The 19,915-nt window shown below is 56.7% G+C and carries 16 protein-coding genes; all 16 read right to left on the minus strand.

What is annotated here, in order from left to right; translation table 11 throughout:
- Window positions 1-21 precede the first annotated feature (21 nt).
- Entirely contained in the window at window positions 22-1,014 is a 993-nt protein-coding gene (locus HZA73_00360) for a tetratricopeptide repeat protein (GenBank protein MBI5804477.1), read from the minus strand.
- 21 nt (window positions 1,015-1,035) lie between these two features.
- Window positions 1,036-1,725, minus strand: coding sequence for a tetratricopeptide repeat protein (locus HZA73_00365; GenBank protein MBI5804478.1), 690 nt, complete (start codon window positions 1,723-1,725; stop codon window positions 1,036-1,038).
- A gap of 199 nt (window positions 1,726-1,924) precedes the next feature.
- Entirely contained in the window at window positions 1,925-3,475 is a 1,551-nt protein-coding gene (gene guaA, locus HZA73_00370; protein MBI5804479.1) for a glutamine-hydrolyzing GMP synthase, read from the minus strand.
- Window positions 3,476-3,479: 4 nt separating this feature from the next.
- On the minus strand, window positions 3,480-5,642 hold the full coding sequence (locus HZA73_00375) for a HEAT repeat domain-containing protein (protein MBI5804480.1): 2,163 nt from the start codon (window positions 5,640-5,642) through the stop codon (window positions 3,480-3,482).
- Between the two features lie 140 nt (window positions 5,643-5,782).
- A complete protein-coding gene (purH, locus tag HZA73_00380; protein MBI5804481.1) occupies window positions 5,783-7,351 on the minus strand; it encodes a bifunctional phosphoribosylaminoimidazolecarboxamide formyltransferase/IMP cyclohydrolase in 1,569 nt (522 codons plus the stop codon).
- A 23-nt stretch (window positions 7,352-7,374) separates the two neighbouring features.
- On the minus strand, window positions 7,375-7,860 hold the full coding sequence (locus HZA73_00385) for an NAD(P)H-dependent oxidoreductase (protein ID MBI5804482.1): 486 nt from the start codon (window positions 7,858-7,860) through the stop codon (window positions 7,375-7,377).
- Between the two features lie 37 nt (window positions 7,861-7,897).
- On the minus strand, window positions 7,898-9,133 hold the full coding sequence (locus HZA73_00390) for an amidohydrolase family protein (GenBank protein MBI5804483.1): 1,236 nt from the start codon (window positions 9,131-9,133) through the stop codon (window positions 7,898-7,900).
- A gap of 71 nt (window positions 9,134-9,204) precedes the next feature.
- Window positions 9,205-10,416 (minus strand): 2,3-bisphosphoglycerate-independent phosphoglycerate mutase, encoded by a 1,212-nt coding sequence (locus HZA73_00395; GenBank protein ID MBI5804484.1) that lies wholly within the window; start codon window positions 10,414-10,416, stop codon window positions 9,205-9,207.
- 163 nt (window positions 10,417-10,579) lie between these two features.
- Window positions 10,580-11,446, minus strand: a complete 867-nt coding sequence (locus HZA73_00400; GenBank protein MBI5804485.1) for a PHP domain-containing protein — start codon at window positions 11,444-11,446, stop codon at window positions 10,580-10,582.
- Between the two features lie 5 nt (window positions 11,447-11,451).
- Window positions 11,452-12,309 carry an AAA family ATPase gene (locus tag HZA73_00405; GenBank protein ID MBI5804486.1) on the minus strand — a complete coding sequence of 286 codons (858 nt, stop codon included), beginning with the start codon at window positions 12,307-12,309 and terminating at the stop codon, window positions 11,452-11,454.
- Between the two features lie 172 nt (window positions 12,310-12,481).
- On the minus strand, window positions 12,482-13,669 hold the full coding sequence (locus HZA73_00410) for a SpoIID/LytB domain-containing protein (GenBank protein ID MBI5804487.1): 1,188 nt from the start codon (window positions 13,667-13,669) through the stop codon (window positions 12,482-12,484).
- Window positions 13,656-15,545, minus strand: a complete 1,890-nt coding sequence (locus HZA73_00415; GenBank protein MBI5804488.1) for a tetratricopeptide repeat protein — start codon at window positions 15,543-15,545, stop codon at window positions 13,656-13,658. The genes HZA73_00410 and HZA73_00415 overlap by 14 nt, the downstream gene beginning before the upstream one ends.
- A 38-nt stretch (window positions 15,546-15,583) precedes the next feature.
- Window positions 15,584-16,990, minus strand: a complete 1,407-nt coding sequence (locus HZA73_00420; GenBank protein MBI5804489.1) for a radical SAM protein — start codon at window positions 16,988-16,990, stop codon at window positions 15,584-15,586.
- Window positions 16,987-17,658 carry a glycosyltransferase family 2 protein gene (locus tag HZA73_00425; GenBank protein MBI5804490.1) on the minus strand — a complete coding sequence of 224 codons (672 nt, stop codon included), beginning with the start codon at window positions 17,656-17,658 and terminating at the stop codon, window positions 16,987-16,989. Before HZA73_00425 ends, HZA73_00420 begins: the two co-directional genes overlap by 4 nt.
- Window positions 17,655-18,695, minus strand: coding sequence for a tetratricopeptide repeat protein (locus HZA73_00430; GenBank protein MBI5804491.1), 1,041 nt, complete (start codon window positions 18,693-18,695; stop codon window positions 17,655-17,657). The genes HZA73_00425 and HZA73_00430 overlap by 4 nt, the downstream gene beginning before the upstream one ends.
- The gene (locus HZA73_00435) at window positions 18,692-19,876 is read right to left on the minus strand and encodes an NAD(P)/FAD-dependent oxidoreductase (protein MBI5804492.1); all 1,185 of its coding nucleotides are present in this window, start codon (window positions 19,874-19,876) and stop codon (window positions 18,692-18,694) included. Before HZA73_00435 ends, HZA73_00430 begins: the two co-directional genes overlap by 4 nt.
- Between the last annotated feature and the right edge of the window lie 39 nt (window positions 19,877-19,915).

A 19,915-nucleotide genomic window follows, 5' to 3' on the forward strand; every position in this document is an offset into this window, starting at 1 on the left:
GATAGTTAATGCCTGCAATGTTCATTTTAAGGAAACACCCCATCGCCCTGCATTTATGAAATCGCTCAAAGCATAGTTCCCTTTTCCTATTGCATCATAAGCAATACCCCTTAAGAAAAATGCAGAGCCATATATTCCCTGGTTTTTGGTGTCCGAAACTATTGCCGTGCATTCATCAATCGTCTTTTGGTACTGTTTCGTTCTATTATACAATTCAACTCTTTTAATCTTTATCCAGCCTACATCAGGGGCTAAATCGATAGCTTTTGAAAATTCACGAATTGCCTGTTCATATTTTTCGAATTCTGCATTTATTGTTCCGCAGTACAAATAAGGGATCCATGATAATGAGTCTTTCAAAATATACGCACTCATATCTTTCATGGCCAGATCATATTCTAACATCTTTGAATATGTCTTTGCTCTAATCAAATATACCCGGTAAAAGGTACTATCCAGTTGCAAAGCCTTGTTTAAATCACTCTCTGCCTCAAGATCTTTATTTAATAATTTACTGGATAATCCATGATAAAAATATTGGTCAGCTTTAATTGCAGTATAAGAGTATGCTTTTCTAAAATCTTTCTCCCCTAAATTACTTTTCCCCTGAAAACCATATGCCGAACCCCTCATTAAATATACTGGAATGAAGCTTGAATCAAGTTCTAATGCGTTATTCCAATCATTTATTGCCCGGTCTAAATCATTATTAAGAAAATATACATATCCTCTCTGATATAAATACCATTTATTCGTTTCATCCCAATCGATAATTTTACTGAAATCTTTTATGGCCTTTTCATAATACCGTTTCTTTGTATATACCAATCCCCTTTGATAATATAATAATTCGTTTTTAGAGTCCTTTTTTATCGCTGCTGATATTTCCTCAACATTTGTCCCAACACTGTCCAGAGAAAGATTCATGGACATGATTTGAAAATACATATTTGCATCACTGGCCCAAGCAGCTATCGGCAGTAATACTAACAGAGAGAAAACCACCTTTTTCATTGTCTTTTCCTCCTGATGAAATTATGAAACCAGCTTTTTAAACTCCGCGCTCTCCCACAGGGTCTGCAGTTCCTCGTCGCTCTTGGCGGTTTCCTTCAGATCATCGTCGGCCTCTATGGCCCTGGCGATGGAGCTCAGCGCCTCCTTGGCCTGGTTCTTAAGCAGGTGGACCTTGGCCTTCTCCAGCGAGACCTCGCCGTCGTCGGAATACAATTCCAAAGCCTTGGCCATGGCCGCCAGGGACTCGTCATACCGGCCCATGATCTTGTAGGTCAGGCCCTTGGAAAACCAGGCGTCGTTGTTGTCCGGCTTGATCTTGATGGCCTGGTCAAAATCGGCCAGAGCCTCCTCATAACGGCCCAGATCGCGCAGGGCCAGCCCCCGGTTGTACCAGGCCTCCATGAAGTCCGGGGCCAGCTTGATGGACTGGTCCAGGGCCTGCAGTGCCTCTTCATCGCGGTCCAGCACCCCCAGCACAATGCCCTTGTTGCACCAGGCCTTGGCGTAATCGGGCTTGATCAGGATGGCGTTGTCGTAGGCCTGGATGGCGTCCTCGAACTGGTCGGTCCGGCTCAGGATCCGGCCCCGGTAGAACCAGGCGTCGGCATTGTTGGGATCGGCCTCCAGAGCCTGATTGTAATTGTTGAGGGCCTGGTCCAGGTGTCCGTGCTTCTCCAGCTTTAGCCCCTGGTCCACAAAATCTTCGACCATACTGTGCTCCTGTTCAATGATTGTCCGCCTTTTGTTTCACCGGTCATGAATGCCCTTGAAATGGCCCGAATATGTTTACCTTATCCAGAAAAAATGATTTCGTTATTTTCGTGTTTTTCGCGCCTGCGCGCTGAAGCGCGGAGTTTACACCGATGAAAGAGGTGGCGCGCAAGCGCGGGAAAAGGGAAAAATTTTATTCTCATTCCCATTCGATGGTGGCCGGCGGCTTGTTGGAGATGTCGTAGACCACCCGGTTGATTCCTTTGACCTCGTTGACTATCCGGCTGGAGACTTTCGACAGAAGATCTTCCGGCAATCTGGTCCACTCGGCGGTCATGAAGTCGGTGGTGTTGACGGCCCTTAGGGCCAGCACGTTCTGGTAGGTCCGCTCGTCGCCCATCACCCCCACCGCCTTCACCGGCAGCAGCACCGCAAAGGCCTGCGAGGTCTTTTGGTACCAGCCTGCGGCCCGAAGCTCGTCTATGAATATCCTGTCGGCGGTCCTTAGAATGTCGCAGCGCTCCCTGGTCACTTCGCCCAAAACTCTCACCGCCAGGCCCGGTCCGGGGAAGGGATGGCGCATCACCATTTCCCTGGGCAGGCCCAGCGACAGGCCCAGCTGGCGGACCTCGTCCTTGAACAGCTCCCGGAGCGGCTCCACCAGTTTAAGCTTCCGCATGTTTTTGGGAAGCCCGCCCACGTTGTGGTGGCTTTTGATGGTGGCCGACGGCCCCTTGAAGGAAACGGATTCTATGACGTCGGGATAGATGGTGCCCTGGGCCAGGAATCCCACCCCGCCTATCTTTTTGGCGGCCCCGGCAAAGACCTCGATGAACTCCCTGCCGATGATCTTTCTCTTCTTTTCCGGGTCCTCCACCCCTTTAAGTTTTTTGTAGAACCTGGCCGCGGCGTCCACCGTCACCAGGGGGATCTTGAACTGCTTTTTAAAGACCCGCTCCACCTCGGCCCGCTCGTTCAGCCTTAACAGGCCGTTGTCCACAAAGATGCAATGCAGCTGCTTTCCCACCGCCCTGGAGATCAGCACCGCCGCCACCGAGGAATCCACCCCGCCGGAAAGGCCCAGCACGATCTTAGATCTTCCCGCCTTCTCCCGGATGTCCTTCACCGATTGCTCTATGATGGAGTCCATGGTCCAGTCGCCCTGACAGCGGCAGACCTGGAACAGGAAGTTGGAGATGATCTTTTGTCCCTGAACTGTATGGTTGACCTCGGGATGGAACTGGAGGCCGTAAATGTTCCGTTTGACATCTGCCATGGCCGCTATCCGGCAGTTAGCAGTGGAGGCCAAGGCCGCGAAGCCTTTAGGAGGCGTCTGGACGCTGTCCCCGTGACTCATCCAGACCTGGCTCTGGGACGGCACCCCCTGAAACAATTTTGAATTTTGAATTCTGAATTCTGAATTCAGGCGTAGTGTCGCCTGTCCATACTCCCGCTCCCGGCTGCGATGTATCTTGCCGCCCAGCAGCAAGGAGGTCAATTGCATGCCGTAGCAGATCCCCAGGATGGGGATGGCGGAGTCGAATATCTCCGGGTCTATCCGGGGGGCGTTCTGGTCGTAGACGCTGGACGGCCCGCCAGAGAGAATCAGCCCCTTGGGATCTCCTTCCAGGATCTTCTTTTTTCCGGCGGTGCAGGGAATGATCTGGCAGTAGACCTTCTGTTCCCTGACCTTGCGGGCGATCAGCTGGGTATACTGCGACCCGAAATCTATGATGTTTATTCTGTCCAAAATATCATGCCTGTTTATTCTGTTCTTGCTCTTTTATTTTCTTCAGGACTCCGGCCAGGGCCGGCTGGGCGGCCTGAGCCAGTTCGGCATCCTTATCCTTGGCTATCTTCATCAATACCGAGGCCGCTGTCTTGGTGCCCAACGTTCCCAGAGATGTTATGATTTGTTTTTTTATGTCCGGCGGTTCACCCCGGCCCAGCAGGTCCTTTTTGTAATACAGCTCGGTCAGTGCGTCCACCGAGGCCTCGGTGCCGGCCTTGCCGGCGAATTCGATGGCTTGTTTTTTCACATCAAGATCCTTGTCACCCATGGCCCTGATCAGCCAGGCTTCGGAATTCTGACCGCCCAATTTATAAAGTGCCTTAAGGGCTTCCAGCCTGATCCGGGCATCCTTGTCCTCCAGCACAGCCCCCAGCGGGCTCAGGGAGTTCTCTCCGCCCATCAGCGAAAGCAGCACGCACATATTCCGCCGCACAAACCAGCGGTCGTCCGAAAGGGCCTTGATGGCCATGTCCTCGACCCCGGCCCCGATCTTGTTGAGGACATACATGCACTTGAAACGCATATTGCTGTCCTCGCTCTCCTTAACCGTCTCCAGCAGGTAGGGCAGGGCCTTGTCCTTGATTTGGGCCAGGGCTTCGGCCGCCGGTTCCAGGATCGGATCTTTTAACAGGCCCAGGATCAGGGAACGGATGGCGGACTCGTCGCCGATCAGGCTCAGCACCTTGATCATGTCCTTGGCCACCGGTTTGTCGGCCATCAAAAGCATGATGTCCGAGATGTCCTTGCTGATGCGGGTGACCAGGGCCAGTCGCTGTTTGTTCCTAAGGTCTTCTGCAATCTGCTGGATCATGTCTATGCCCTGGCGATATATCCGCTCGTCACTTTCCTGGCGTAGTCTCAGGGTGATGCTGTCTATCACCAGCTCAGCCAGGTCGAAGCGCTCGATGGTCAGCAGATCGTCATTCAGCAGCAGCAGCTGGGAAAGGGCTGTTTCCCGGACGCCGGGGCCGGAGTCGGCCAGCAGCCTCAAAAAGCCCTCCAGGGCCGGCTTGCAGTTCTCATCGCGCCTGATGATCCAACGCAGGGCCTTGATCTCGGCCTCCGAGGTCATCTCGGCTGCCGGGCGTTCTTTCAGGCCGGACAAGTATCTTTCCAGCACCGGCTGGGTGGATGTAATTTGCCCGAAGACAAAGGCGCAATCCTCGTCGTTCAACCCGTAATATTGCAGCTTGGGCTGAACCAAAGGATACAGGGACTGCTTGCGGGTGTTGTCAGCCGGAATCGAGGCCACCATCCCCCGCAGCTTTTCCGCCAGCACCACCGTGTCGTTCTTAGTCTCCAGGGCCAGCACCTCGGCCTTGTTGATTATCATCTTGGCCAGGTCCTCGTTGGAATACTTGGTCAGCAGTTCCCGCACCACATCGGACCATTCGGGATTGTCCAGCTTTACCTGGGCCACCATCTGGCTGCTGCGCTGGTCTAGGCCGTTGATGACGCCTGCCATCATTGCGGCGTATTCTCCACCGCCCTGGGACTTGGCCAGCATCTCCAGCCGGTCCAGGTCGCTCACCAGCTTTTGCTGGCCCTGCTCGGTATCGGCCAGGGCCAGAGCGCCTTTGATCAGCATCTCGGTCACCATCGAGGGATCGCTCTTGAGCATGGCCACCACCTGGTCGGGCAGCAGGTTCTCCACCGAGGCCCCTGCTATGGAACCGCTGCCGCCGCCCTGGCCGCCGTATGATATTCCCGAAGCCACTATGTTGGTGATGCCCTTTAGGGCCAGGGCCGCCGCTAGTCCCCCCTTGGCTTTGACCTGCTCCACGTCCATGGCCATGGTCTCAAAGAATACCTGAATCTGGTCGCGGTCTATACCCTGCTTGAAGGTCAGCTGGCCCACGCTGCGCTTCCCTAGTTCGGAAATAAAATTGGCGAACACTTCCTTGCGGGAGTCTGGCACCGGTTTATCGTTCATCAACAAAATGTTGCCGGCCAGGCTGAAACTCAGGAAGCTTTCGGTCCCCATCGCTTCCTTGATCAGCATCAGGCTGGCTTCAAACAGCTTTTGGGATGTCGGGTGGCTGGACGGATACATCTTCAGGTTACGCAGGGCCCCTGTCAACTGCCCCACCAGCCGGGTCATCAGCATCGGTGATATGTTAGCCATGATTTTATCTCTATCCCTTTTTAATAATGAACCCAGAAAATCAAGGAAACATTACAAATCTATGGCGAGCCGGAAATATTCATGGTTTCATGCCTGCCCGCCGTAACTAAAGCGAAGGCAGGATTTCCTTATAGAAAAACCTAGTGTTTGAAATGCCGGATGCCCGTAAGCACCATGGACAGCTTGAGCTCCGAGGCCCTGGCGGCCACGTCGCCGTCCTTGACCGAGCCTCCGGGCTGGATGATGGCGGTGATGCCGCCGGCTGCGGCCTCTTCGATGTTGTCGGCAAAGGGGAAGAACCCGTCCGAGGCCAGTGCCGCTCCCTTGGCCCTGCCACCGGCTTGCTGCAGGGCCAGCCGCACCGAGGCCAGCCGGTTGGGCTGCCCGGCCCCCATGCCTATCAGCTGTTTGTCCCTGGCGATGACGATGGCGTTGGACTTGACGTGCTTGACTATTTTGAATGCAAAGATAAGGTCTTCCATCTGGGCCGCTGTTGGCTTGTTGGCTGTGGCCTGCGATAACTTGGATTCATCAAAAGTCGCGGCATCGGGAGCTTGGGCCAGCGCCCCACCCCAGGCCGAGCGCAGCAGATATTGGTTTTCGGGCTTTTTTGTTATCCTGACCAGCCGGACGTTCGGCCCCCAACCCTTGCGGTTGGCAAAGATCTCTTTGACCCCCGGCAGGAAATCCGGGGCGGCTATTACCTCGTAAAAACTGTTGGGGCCGGTGATCTCTTCGGCGGCTTCTACATCCAGCGGACGGTTGACCGCGATGATCCCCCCGAAGCGGGAGATGGGCGCCGGGGGCAGTTCCCCGTCCCGGGCCAGCAAGTAGGCGGCTTTCAGTTCCTTGGCGCAGGCGCATCCGCAGGGATTGGTGTGCTTTATGATCACACAGCAGGGTTCGGAGAATTCGGATACCAGTTCCCACGATGCCCCCATGTCCAGGATGTTGTTGTAGGATATCTCCTTGCCGTGGATCTGCTCAAAGGCAGGCTCAGCCCCGGCCGGCAGATAGAACCCGGCCGGCTGGTGGGGATTCTCGCCGTAGCGCAGGGGCAGGGATTTTTTCAGGTTGAGAGAAATATTTTGCGGCAATTCCTGTAGGGGCGATTCATGAATCGTCCCAGATTTAAGAAAATAACCGTTGATGGCCGCATCGTAACCCGCGGTCAGGGCAAAGGCCTTTTGGGCCAGCTCCCGTTTAGTTTCGTAAGAGACCTGCCCGGATTTTTCCAGTTCTGAGATTATGGTCTGGTACTGGTCCGGCGAAGTGACCACAGCCACGTCGTGGTGGTTCTTGGCCGCGGCCCTGATCAGCGAGGGTCCACCGATGTCTATGTTCTCGATGGCCTCCTCGTCGGTGACGTTAGGCTTGGCCACGGTGGCCTCGAAAGGATAGAGGTTGACGCAGACGATATCCACCGGCAGGATGTCGTGTTCCTTGCGCTTGGCCAGGTGTTCCGGGACGTCCCGGCGGACCAGGATCCCGGCGTGGATCCGGGGATGGAGGGTCTTGACCCGGCCGTCCAGCATCTCGGGAAATTTGGTGACGTCGGAGACGTCGGTAACGGTCAGGCCCTGTTCACGGAGGTACTTGGCGGTGCCGCCGCTGGAGACTATCTCGTACCCGGCCTGGGAGAGGCCCTTGGCAAATTCAGTGATGCCGGTCTTGTCGAAGACACTGATGATGGCTCGGTTGTTGCTCATTAGTTTTTCAGATTTTTTATCTTTTATTTTTTGTTTTTCAGTTTTCCGGCCAGCTCCGCCGTTCTCTTGCCCAGCTCCATTCCGAACTTGATCGCCTTGGCATCCGGCAGGTCCACGCAGGCCGCCCCGAAGTGCTTCTCGCTGGCCCGGCCCTGTACCACCATCCCGTGGATCAGCATTGCCGTGAGAATGGAGATCAGCGTGGTCTCGGCCCCGGTGGCGGTGCTGCCGGCGGTGGTGAAGGCCGCCCCGGCCTTGCCTTCCAGCTTCCCGTGGATCTTGAATGTCGAATCCATCAGCCTTTTCAGCTTGGCCGTCATTAGCCCGTAGTAGGCGGGCGAGCCGATGATGATCCCGTCGGCGGCCAGCATGTCAGCTAACTTGACCTGGTCCGCTTTCTTGACCGTGACCGCTGTTCCTTTTACCAGCCTGGCGCCATCGGCCACGGCCTGGGCCAGCTTCCCGGTGTTGCCGGTGTAGGAGTCGTAGATTATGAGGATATTTGTCATAAAAGGATAAAAAATCTGCGTAATCTGCGGATAGTGCCTATTTCTGTTTCCTGATGACCTTGCCCTCGGCCATCACCAGCCGCGGGAAGGCCCCCAGGTGCAGGGGGTCCCTGTCCCAGACCACCAGGCTGGCCAGCTTGCCGGTCTCGATGGAACCCAGCTTGTCGTCGATGCCCAGTATCTTGGCGTTCTTCAAGGTGATCATCCCCACGGCCTCCTCCTCCTTCATCCCCTGGATCAAAAAGTACTTCAGGCTGTCGCGCAGGGCCGGGGTCATGATCACCGGATGGTCGGTCATCAGGCCGTAAAAGGCCTTCGATCTCATCAGCAGTTCGGCGTTGCGGTAGTGCTCGTTGCGCAGTTCCACTTTGTAGGGCAGGCTGCCCAACGGCCCGTAGACGATGGGGATGTTGTTGTCCGCCAGCTGGTCGAAGATCTCCTTGTGGTGGACGTCGCCCAGGTGGTCGGCGGTCACCGTCAGCTTGTATTTCTTCACCAGTTCGATCAGGTACAGCACGTCGTCCTCTTTGTGGACGTGGACCTTGGCGGTCTTCTTGTCCAGCAGCAGCTCCAGCAGGGCCTTCTCCTCGGTGTCGAACTCCAGCACGAATTCCTGCTCTATCATCTGCTTCTGTTCCTCGATGTCCCTGGAACTCAGCTTGCTGTCCTTGTCCCGCACCTTCTGGTCCAGCTCCTTCAGCTTGCGCTGCCGGGCCAGGTCGCCCTTCTGCTTCTTGGCCAGCACCAGGTCGAACTTCTTCTCCAGCATGCTGTAGATGCCCATCCGGGTGTTGGGACGCAGCCCTTTCCACTCCCCGGTGGAGCGGGGGTTGTAGCCCAGGGCCATCTTGAATCCGTATTCTTTCAGCAGGGCCTGGCCCCGGTTGGCGGCGAAGTTCTTGATGACCATGGCCCGGCCGCCCACCAGGTTGCCGGACCCCGGCACGATGCAGCTGTAAAGCACCCCAAAGTCCACCGCCTCGGCAAAGGCCGGGTCATCGAAGTAGACGCTGTCCAGCGGGTCGTTGTTGGCCAAAAACTGGTCCAGGATGTCGTTGGACTCGCCCTCATCGCCGGGCTCGCCGGCCCGGTGCATGCCCAGGTGCGAGTGGGCGTCTATGAAGGCCGGGGTGACCACGCCCTCGGCGTCGGCCTTGGCTTTTTTGGTGGAGAGCTCGGTGACCTTGTCGCCTTCAACCGCCAGGTAGACGTTGTTGCGCTTGTGCAGCCCGTCGTACAGCGTGGTGGCGTGGATGATGATCGGCTTGGCCATAGTTCTATCTTTCTGAATATTTTAAGATTATTGCCGCCTCTGTGTCTTAGTGTCTCTGTGGCGAATAAGAATTAAGCCCCGAACTTGTCCAGCTTCAGCGCATTGGCCAGCATCAGCGGCATGGCCGAGGCCGACGGGAAACAGCCCAGGCTGCCCTTGGCGCAGTTCTGCTCGCTGAAAGCACTGAACCCCTCGGCCCGGACATAGGGAGAACAAAGCAGGAAGGGATTGGGGTGCCAGCTGTGTCCCTTCAGCCGGGCCGGGGTGGAGTGGTCCCCGGTGATCACCAGCACATCCGGGTTGAGCTTGGTCACCAGGGGCAGGGCGGCGTCCAGCTCCTCTATCACCTTGACCTTGGCCGCAAAGTTCCCGTCCTCGCCGTAGCTGTCGGTCTTCTTGATGTGAATGTAGAAGAAATCGAATTTGTCGTAGTTCCGATCCAGGGTCTTGAATTCCTCCTCGGTGGCCGGCCCGGTCTCCAGCTCGGTCATGCCCACCAGCTTGGCCAGCCCCTTGTACATGGGATAGGCGGCGATGGCCGCTGTCTTGATGCCAAAGCGGTCGTACATCGAGGGGATGTCGGGGTGCTTGGCGAAACCCCGCAAAAGAACCGTGTTGGCCGGGCTCTCGTTCTTTAAAACTTCGTTGGCCATGGCCACGAACTTGTCCACGATCAGCGCGGTGGGCTGGCCCTCGGAACACATGTAGCGGGAACGGTAGGCTTTCAATCCCTCGTGCTGGGGATCGGTGTCTGCCAGGTCGCCGCAAAGGTTGTTCCCCCGGAACAGCACCACGAAGCGGTGCTCCTTGCCGTGCTTGATGATCACCTCCGCGTTGTCTATCTTTTTTATGGCCGTCTGCAGTTTGGCGCACAGTTCCATGTTCTTCTCGGTGGGGATCCGCCCGGCCCGGCGGTCGGTGATGATCCCGTCGGAATTGACGGTGGCAAAGTTGGCCCGGGCCGCCACGTCCCTGGGCGTCATCTCCAGCCCGATGCCCAAAGCCTCCAGCACCCCCCGGCCGATCTGGTATTTAATGGGATCGTAGCCGAACAATGCCAGGTGGGCCGGGCCCGAGCCTGGTGTTATCCCCAGCGAGACCGGCACGGTCTGCCCCAGGCATGACCTGGCCGCCAGCGCGTCCATGTTTGGAGTGACAGCCGTCTCCAGTTCGGTCTTGCCGCCGGCTTCCATCGGCAGTCCGCCCAGGCCGTCGGCCACTATCAGGACTATCTTCTTGTCGTTGGGGACCAGCAGGGGCTTCAGCAGTTCATCGCTCAGCATAATAACCTCCTTCAGTTAAAATCCGGCTCCTCGGAGAAAACCAACGGGGGACTTTGACAGGGTTTACATGATTTCTTTATTTTAGGTTTGGTCCTGGGAAACAGGATTTTTTATTTTTGTATTGATCCCGGTAAATCATGTTATTCCTGTCTGTCCAAGCGGGTCACTCGCCGTCTTCGTTCATCCATTTGCGGGTGGCCACGTCGTTGACCCGGTTCTTCATCTTCTCCACCACATCATAAGAGACCTTGATGTTGTACTTGATGGAATCCAGGTCCTGGTCCCCGTGGGAATCCGAGCCGCCCGAGACCAGCATCCCTTTTTTGTCGGCCAGTTCCAGGTAATGCTTCACTTGGGCCGGGCTGTGCTTGCTATGCCAGACTTCCAGCCCGTCCATCCCCTGGACTACGAACTGGTCTATCAGGTCATCCCGGTTCTCTATTCCAGGATGCGCGAAAAAGGCCAGACCCCGCACGTAGTGGATCAGCTCGAAAGCGTCCTGGGGCGACATGAAATTCTTGGGAACATAGGCCGGGGCCCCGTTGCCCAGATAGCGGCTGAAGGCCTCGTCAGTAGACCCCACATAGCCTTCGTCCAGCAGGGCTCTGGCCACGTGGGGCCGGCCCACCGAACCGGAACCTGCGATCTCCAGTACATGCTTGATGTCTATCCGCACCCCGGCCACCGCCAGCTTTTCCACGATCTTCTGGGCCCGCTCTATCCGGGCCTGCTTGAAACGCAACACTTCCTTCTGAAAATCCGGATCCAGGTAATCTATGAAATAACCCAGGATATGGATCTCGGCTTCATTTATGGAGGTGGATAGCTCAACCCCCGGGATCACCTCTATGCCCAGCTTGGCGCCCAGGGTGGCGGCCGGACGTATGGATTCCCAGGCATCGTGGTCGGTGACGGCAATGGCCTTAAGCCCGCGCGACGAGGCATGCCGGATCAGGGACTCCGGAGTGAAGGTTCCGTCGGAAGCAACTGTGTGCAGATGCAGATCAACGTAAGGGTGATTGTTGGTCATACGGCTTAAAAGACAGGGGTCTTGGCTTTGGTGTCGGCGCCGGCGGCCTCGCTCTTCAGGCCCAGGTCGGCCACCACGGTTTCTATCAGGGTCTCGTCCACCGCCTGGGCTCCGGCCATGGCCGCCTCCAGCAGGGCGTTGTCGCAGATGGTGTTTATCAGCCTGGGTTTTCCATCGGAGTAAAAGTGGATGAACTCGTAGGCCGAGTCGGTGAACAGCTCCCGGGTGCAGCCCACCACTGAAAGCCGGTACTGGATGTAGCCCCGGGTGGATTCCGAGGTCAGCGGCTCCAGCTTGTGCTTGACCGCTATCCGCTCCCGCAAGGGCGGGTCCAAAGCCAGGCACTGCTCCAGGTCGGGCAGCCCGAACAGCAGGAAGGTTATCAGCATGCTGCCGTTGACCTCCATGTTCAGCAGGCCCCGCATCTCCTCCATGATCTCCTTGTTCTTGAGCATGTTGGCCTCGTCGATGATCACCACCGCCTTGCGGCCGTCGTTGTAGATCTTCATCAGCTGCTCGTAAAGCTGGCCCACCAGGGCGGCCTTGGAATCGGCCGGCTTCTCCACCCCCATCTGCAGCGCGATCTTGCTGATCAGCCAGCCCGGGGTGACCTCGGAATGTACGATCACCAGCAGGGCGGTCTCGTACTGGTCGTCCGGCAGGATCTCCAGCAGGCGGCGGGAGACGGTGGTCTTGCCGGTCCCGATGTCGCCCAGTACCACCGCCAATCCCTTCATCATCTCCGCCGCATGGTTAAGCTTAAGTATGGCACGGGAATGCTGGGGGCTGTCGTAGTAAAAGCGGTTGTCGGGAGCGTTGGAGAACGGCTGGTCCTTAAGACCGAACATTTGCTTGTAGTCCATTTATATTAACTCCTTGATAATTAACTTAGTATAGATTTTAAGTTTAACCTATAATTTGTTATTTTGCAAGATTAAAATTGCTTAAAATGCAATAAAAAAAGCGGCTGAAAAACAGCCGCTTTAAACCGGTAAAATTATAGAAAATTTGCTGAATTGTTATAAAAACATTTTATCAAAAAAGCCTCTTAATTTCCACCTCCCGGTAATAATGTCTTAAAATATTATTATAGCTCTTTCCCTCCCGGGCCATCCCGATGGCCCCCCACTGGCAAAGCCCCACCCCGTGCCCGTATCCGGAACCTTCCAGGGTCATGGAAGCGACGAAGCCTTCTTCATCCCGCTGCACCTTCAGCTCGAACCTGGTGCTCAAGACCGGGCTGGCTGAAAGTCCAAACCTGATCTTGTCCTTGTACAGCACAGTGTCCCCGCAAACGGCCGATACCTTCAGGGCCAGCACCCGGCCGGATCGGGATCTTTCCAGTATCTCCGCATTCCTGATCCTGGCCTGGGGTTGGCCGGGGAAAAGCCTGTCCAGCATTTCCCGGGCGGTAACCGTATCCTGCCAGGAATACCGGGGTGAGATCTTGCAGTAGTCGTCTTTGACTGACCTCAGGAAGGGAAACCTCTCGTCAATTGCCTGCCAGACCTCGGAAGGCATTGCGGTGTGGCCCCCGCAGGTGGAATGGAAATTGGCCGCGATCACTTTGCCGTCGCAGGTCAGAACCTGGCCCCGGGTTTCCTCCACCGCTTTTCGGATCAAGGGAGGAACGTTCCCGCCGCTGTTGTAGGCTTGGTGCTGGACCCCGGCTTCGATGTCGTAACCGGCCTCGGGCGAGGCCCCGATCCTGGTGATGGCGTAACTGCGAGAGGCCACCGCCTGGGCTTTCAAGGCCTCCAGTTCCTGGCGGCCGCTGCCCATCTCGGCGCTGACCACGCCCAAAAGATATTTTTCCAGTTCGGTCTCCAGCACCAGCAGCAGGCTATTGCCAGCTGCCTGGCGGATTTCGGCCGGCCCGGAGAATTCCCGTTGGTTGATGAAGAATGGCGACCGGGAGTAGATCCTGACAAAACCCCGGATCGGGCCCAGGGTCTGGCCCTGGCTGGTTTGGATGGCCAGTCCCCCGGACGCAGGCAACAGCTTCCAGCATTGCCCGGGAACAATGGCTGCGCTGTGGTCCTGATCGCTGAGATAGACGGTGTCTGCACCCTGCACCTCCGCCTGAGGAAGGCCGCGGCCCAGGGCGATCCGGATCAGCGCCACTTCCGGCTCTGGTTTTTGCGACAGGTAACGGGGGGCGCATCCGGCCAGGACCGATCCCAGCAAGATCAGCGTAATTTTAAGGAAATTATTTTTTCTCATTTTTCTTCAAGGCTTCGATCCTCCGGCCGATGAACTCCCGGTTGACCGGCTGGCCCAGCTTTTGGGCGGTCTGTAAAAATATTCCCCACTGGACCGCCGCTCCGGCGGGATCGGTCTTTTCCAAAGCCTGGGCCAGGTTCATCCTGCTCTCCAGATGATCGGGGTTTGACGCCAGGGCCTTTTGCCAAAGTCCTATGGCCTGACCTTCATTGCCCTGCCGGATCAAGGCCAGGGCCAGGCCGTTGTAAGAACCGGGATCGCCGGGGTTGGCGGCCACGGCTTTTGAGTAAACCTCCGCGGCCTTATCCCACATTTTTTGTTGGCAATAGATGATTCCCAGGTTGGTCCATCCCTCCTTGCTTTCAGGATCAAGGGAAACCGCCTGTTTAAAGGCTTCTTCAGCCCGAAGCAGGTCGCCCTTGCCTCCATAGCTGATGCCCAGCGTTATATAGGCGTCAGGGCTGGCGGGATCAAAAGACAGGTTTTTAAGGGCATAGATGATCGCCTGGTCGTACTTCTCCCACTTGGCGTAAACCAGTGACAGGCCGTGCAGGCTGTTGAAATAAGTAGGGTCTAGTTCCTCTGCCCTTAACAGATGGCGCTCGGCGGAAGGCAGGTCGCCTTTCTGGTAATAAAAGTTTCCCAGGTAATCGTGGGCGATGTAGGAATTTGGGGAACGGGAAACCTCGGTGGTCCAGAATCTGAAAGGATCCTGCCATTCCAGATTTCGTCTTATGGAAAGGGTCATCATGGCTATCAGGACAAGGAACAAGACGGCCCCAGCCAGTTTCCTGTTCTCCAGCCTGCTCCAAAGATATCCGGCCCATACCGCAAAACCCATCAAGGGCAGATATAAGAACCTCTCCGCCAGAATGGCCGTCAACGGCAGCAGGTTGGAGACCGGCATCAGGCCGGCCACCAGCCACAGCCAGCCGAAGGCCAGGTATCTCTGTTTTTTGATGTCCTGCCAGGCCAGCAGGCTGATGCCCGACAAAACTGCCAGGGAACCAAGCACCCGCCAATCCAGCAGGGAAGTGGAAAGCTGATAGACATAATCCACCCGCGGCCGGAGAGGAAGGAACAGCAGCCGGACGTATTCCAAAGACGCCCGGAACATGGTGAAGAACGTGGTCCAGACGGAGTCGCCCCAGTATGGGCATTGCGAGACCCGGCCCAGAGCCAGCCGCCGCACTGCCAGGTAAGCCAGTATCAGGACAAAATAGGGTGCATATCTTTTCCATCCGGCGGCCAGCGTCCTGATCCTGCCCTGGCCCTCAAAAAGCCAGTCGTAAAGCATGATCAGCAGGGGAATGACCACGGCCGTTTCCTTGGACAAGAGGGCCGGAACGAAGCAGGCCAGCGACAAAACCAGATGTATCTTTTTCCGGGTCTGAAAATATTTCCGGTAAAAGATGAACATCATCAGGCCGAAAGCTGTGAACATCAGGTCGCCCCGGCTGGAGATCCAGGCCACCGCCTCGGTCTGGACCGGGTGCAGGGCAAATATAAGGCAGGCCATGGTTGTCAGCCGCCGGTCATTGAACAGCTGTCCCAGCAGGATATATGCCAGCAGGATGTTCAGCAGGTGCCACAGCAGGCTGGTCAGGTGAAAGCCGAAGGCGCCTGAGCCCCAGATCTTATAATCAATCAGGTACGAGACCGTCCGCAGCGGCCGCCAGATCCCGTCCCAGAAGATGCTGGCCATGGAGCGGCTGGAGTTGGCAAAGTACTCCGGGACAAACCGCCACTCACGGATCTTGGCGTTCTCCTGCACAAAAAAACGGTCATCGTACATGAAATCGGCCGAGAATACCGGCCAATAGGCGATGACCGTCAGGGCCAGGATCAGGATTATTTTATAATGTCTTTTTAGCAACCGTCGGTTTAAGTGTTATTTGCCGCATTGGTTATTTCTTATCCCGCCCAATCCCGGAACCCCCACAATGCCCTGAAGGTCTGCTTCCAGGCGGCCGGGGTTTTAAGAGACCTCATGGTCTTCAGTATCTGTCCGGGCCTCAGGTAAAATTCCCGGAAAGCCCTGCTCCTGAAGGCTTCCACCTCGGCGGGATCCAGCTCCGGTGTTTTGATGACGGAAAAGTTCTGTTCAAAGAACCTCCAGTCCCGGTTGGTTATCCAGCCTTCATCATTGGCTCGGGCATAAAGTTCCGAACCGGGAAAAGGCACCGCGGAATAGAACTGGGCAAAATCAAAATCCAATTCCTTCGCCAGGTCCAGGGTGGTTCTCAGATCCTCCCTGGTTTCACCGGGGTACCCGAACATCACGTGGGCCGTGACCTGCAGGCCGGCCTTTTGCGCCATGGCCACTGCTTTCCGGGTCTGATCTACCGTGGTCCCCTTGGCCATCAGGTCCAGGATCCTCTGGCTGCCGGACTCCACCCCAAAGCCTATCATCCAGCAACCCGCCTGTTGGAATCTTTCCAGCATCTCCCGGTCCACCTGGTCCACCCGGCTGTTGCAGACCCAGCCGATATTGAGTTTTCGGGAGATTATCTCGTCTGCCACTGACAGGGCATGATCCCTGTCCAAGGTGAAAGATTCGGCCCAGAAAAGGAACTGGTTCACTCCGGTCTGCTTGATGTCGTGTTCTATCTCATCCACGATCCTTTTGGGGGAGAACTTTCTGAGCCTTTTCCCGTAATAGACATGGTCGGCGCAGAACCGGCAGCCAAAAGGACAGCCCCGGTTGGTGGCCAAAAGCAGGAACGGCTGGTCCGAGAGCGGGAGTTTATAAAGATTCTTGTCAATCAGGTCCCAGGCCGGGTAAGGCAGGCGGTCAAGATCTTCCATGGTGGCCCTGGGCGGGTTGTGAAGAACCTTCCCCTGCCGGCGGTAGCTGATGCCGGAGATGCCGTCAAACTTTTCCCCTGAGACCAGTTCCAGCGCGGTCTGCTCCGGCTCCCCCATTATTATGACATCCAAGCCCCGGGAAAGGCCGAAGGTCTCCTCCGGCAGGGCGGTGGGGTGGATGCCAAAAAACGCGGTCCGGCAGCCCGGCAGAGCTTGGGCCGTCTCGTCCACCGTCTCCATGTCTCCGGCGATGGACGGGGTGGCGCTGTTGAACAGGCACCAGTCGGGGGCATATTCCTTGACGATCTGGATCAGCCTGGACCTGGAGATATTTTCCACTATGCAGTCGTGCAGTTTCACCTGATGCCCGGCCCGGCGCAGCACCGCCGCGGTCAGGGCCAGGGAAAGCGGCGGCCAGACCGAGGTCCAGGCCCCTGCCCGCTGCATGCACCTTCCCTCCCGCACCTGGGACACCCCCAGATAGGCCGGGGGATTTACCAGCAAAACCTTCAAGTCAGCATCTCCCGGAGGATGTGCCACAGGAATTTCCAGCCCTGGCTGGTCTTCAGCTTGGAGACCCCGCCCTGCCGGGAATATTCGTGGCTGGCTATCTCGGTGATCCTCAGACCCCGTTTGAGGGCCTTGATCACCATTTCCTGCTCGATCAGGAAACCGTCGGCTTTCAACCCCAGTTCCCTGGCCTTCCGGACTTCGATGGCCCGGAATCCGTTCTCGCAGTCGGTGATATCGGCCTTCCAGCGCCAGTTGAGCATCAGGCTGATCAATGCTCCGCCGGCCTGGCGGATGATGTTGTCCAAAGTGCCGTGGAACTCGTCCGAACCGCCCCGCAATCTGGAAGCGATCACCAGGTCGGCCCGGCCTTCCCTGATCGGCCGGACCAGTTCCGGGATGTCCGAGGACTGATGCGAGCCGTCGGCGTCCATCAGCACCAGGATCTCTCCCCGGGCTTTTTGTATGGCCAGCCGCACCCCGGCCCCCTTGCCCCGGCCGTCATCGGCCAGCACCAACGCGCCTTCATTCCGGGCTATCTCTGCCGTCCGGTCAACGGAACCGCCGTCAACCACCAGCAGTTCGCCGGCATGGTTTCTTGCGCCGAGCACCGCCCGGGCGATGGTGGATTCCTCGTCCCTGGCAATTATGGCTACGGTAATGTTTTTCACTTACTGTCCTTAAGTTTCTTCTCAGCCTGCTTAAGCACTTCGTAAGCCCGGCCTCTTTCGTATTTCAGCCGCCGGGCTGACCGTTCATCCAAAGCCAGGTTCAGAGCTTTTTGGGATGTTTCCAGGGCTTCCCGGTATTTTTTCTGCTGGTAGTAACACTTGGCCAGGCGGCTGCCTACGACCACCCGGTTGAAATTGTTCATCGGCTGGCTCTGGTCCAGCAGTTTCAGCAGCCGGGCATATCCGTCGGAGCCCTTGTCCCATTGCTTGGTCCGCCAGTAAACTTCCGGGGCTATCCAAAAAAAAACGTGGTTTTGAGGATAACTATTCTCTAGTTGCCGGGCCTGCTCCAGGGCCAGCGGGTATTTTTCATAATCTACATATATCCAGGCTAGGCCGTTCTGGGCCATTACCTTTGAATAGCGCCCCTTTTCTATCGCCAGCTTGATCTCTGCTGTGCCCTGTTCCCGGTTGTCGCCGATGAAAGGCAGCCACTTCAGAACGCTGGTGGCCTTGGTGCGGAAATAGTGAAAAGAGCCGATGCCCATATAAGCGTCATACAACTGGGGATCCAAGGCGGCGGCTTTGTTCAGATCGGAGACGGCCGACAGGCCGTTGTTCAGGGCCGAAAAGTAATCCTTGGTCCGGACCTTAATGGCTGCCCGGTAGGCATAGGTCCCTCCCCGGATGAAAAAGGCCCAGGCATCGCGGCGGTCCTGCGAGATGGCCCGGCCGGAAAGGTCCAGTGAGCTGTCCAATAGTGATCTCTGGAGATCATCCCAGACATCGGTCTCGTAGGCCATGGATCTGAGCTGGTAGGCTCCGGCCTTGAAAAAATATCCGGCCGGGTTTTTGGGATGCTGGTTTATGAAGGCGTCGAAGGTGTCTATGGCTTCCTGATACTGTCCCTGGTAAAGGATCTCCAGCCCCCGGTCTATCCGGAGATCAAATTCATCTCCCACCGCCGCCTTCAATGATGAGAGAGGCCACAGCAGAAGGACAAAAAGGAATAATATATATGCTGAATTATTTTTCACAGCAGGTGCCTTCCTAAAAGCAGCAGGCCGGGGTCCGACCTTACCACCTGCTTGGCCACGTCTATGGGATTTATTTTTGACGGATCCTTGTCCTTCAGCAGTTTGGCCAGCAGCCGGGCGATCCGGTTCATGTCATCATCTTCCAGTTTCAAGAAAGCCCGGCGGACCTTGGCGTGGTATTTGATGTCCTTCCACAGGCCCGACCACCAAAGGGCGGGATAATCCCCGAGTGCCTTTTCGCTCCCGGTCTTCAGGTATTCCGATATTTGGCGGGCGGCCATCTGCCCCGAGGCCATGGCAATGGCGATCCCGGCCCCGGACAGGGGATCGGTCAGCCGGGCGGCATCGCCGGCCAGCAGCACGTTCCTGGATACCATGGGATGGTCTTCCTCCAGCGCCGGCGTGCCTCCGCACATGGTCTCTATGACCCGGGCCTGGGGAAAATGTTTTTTAAGGAATTGATCCAGATATTCACCGGGCTTTTTTTGCCCGGCCATAGTGCTCAGGATACCAAGTCCCACATTGGCCCGGCCCTCCCCCTTGGGGAAGACCCATAAATAACCGCCGGGAGAAATCTCCCTCCCCACCCAAAACCTGACCATGTCCGCGGGACCGTCGATTCCTGACATCAGGTACTGTACGCAGGAATGCAGTTCGCCAGGTTTCATGGCCGTGTTCAGTCCGGCCCAGGCTCCGGTCAAGGATTCCACCCCGTCGGCCCCGATGACGGCCCGGCAGGCGACATCTCGTATCTGGTCCCGGTACAGGACCCTGACCCCGGTAAAGGCTCCCTTTTCATCAGCGATCAGGCCCACCGCCTCGGCATTGACCAGCACAAAAGCTCCGGTTCCGGCCGCCCGTTGGACCAGACAGCGGTCAAACAATTTGCGTTCCAGCACGTACCCCACTCCAGGCCAGGGCACCGCCACTTCGGTGCCGTCCGGTGAATATAGCACTGCCCCGTTGATGGGCGCAGCTATCCATTTGGGGTCCGGCCGGCAGAACAGCTCCAGGCTCTTCAGGCTGACGGCCTCGGCGCAGCATAGTGGGATGCCTACCTCTCGGTGCTTCTCCAAAAGCAACACCGAATGACCCGACTGGGCTAACGTTTCGGCGGCCAATGCTCCGGCCGGACCGGCACCGATGACCACTGTATCATATTGACAGTTGAGTAATTCCATAGAACTTTATGTTAACATAACAACCATATTATTTCAAGA

Source organism: candidate division TA06 bacterium, assembly GCA_016235665.1.
Taxonomy (GTDB): domain Bacteria; phylum Edwardsbacteria; class AC1; order AC1; family EtOH8; genus UBA5202.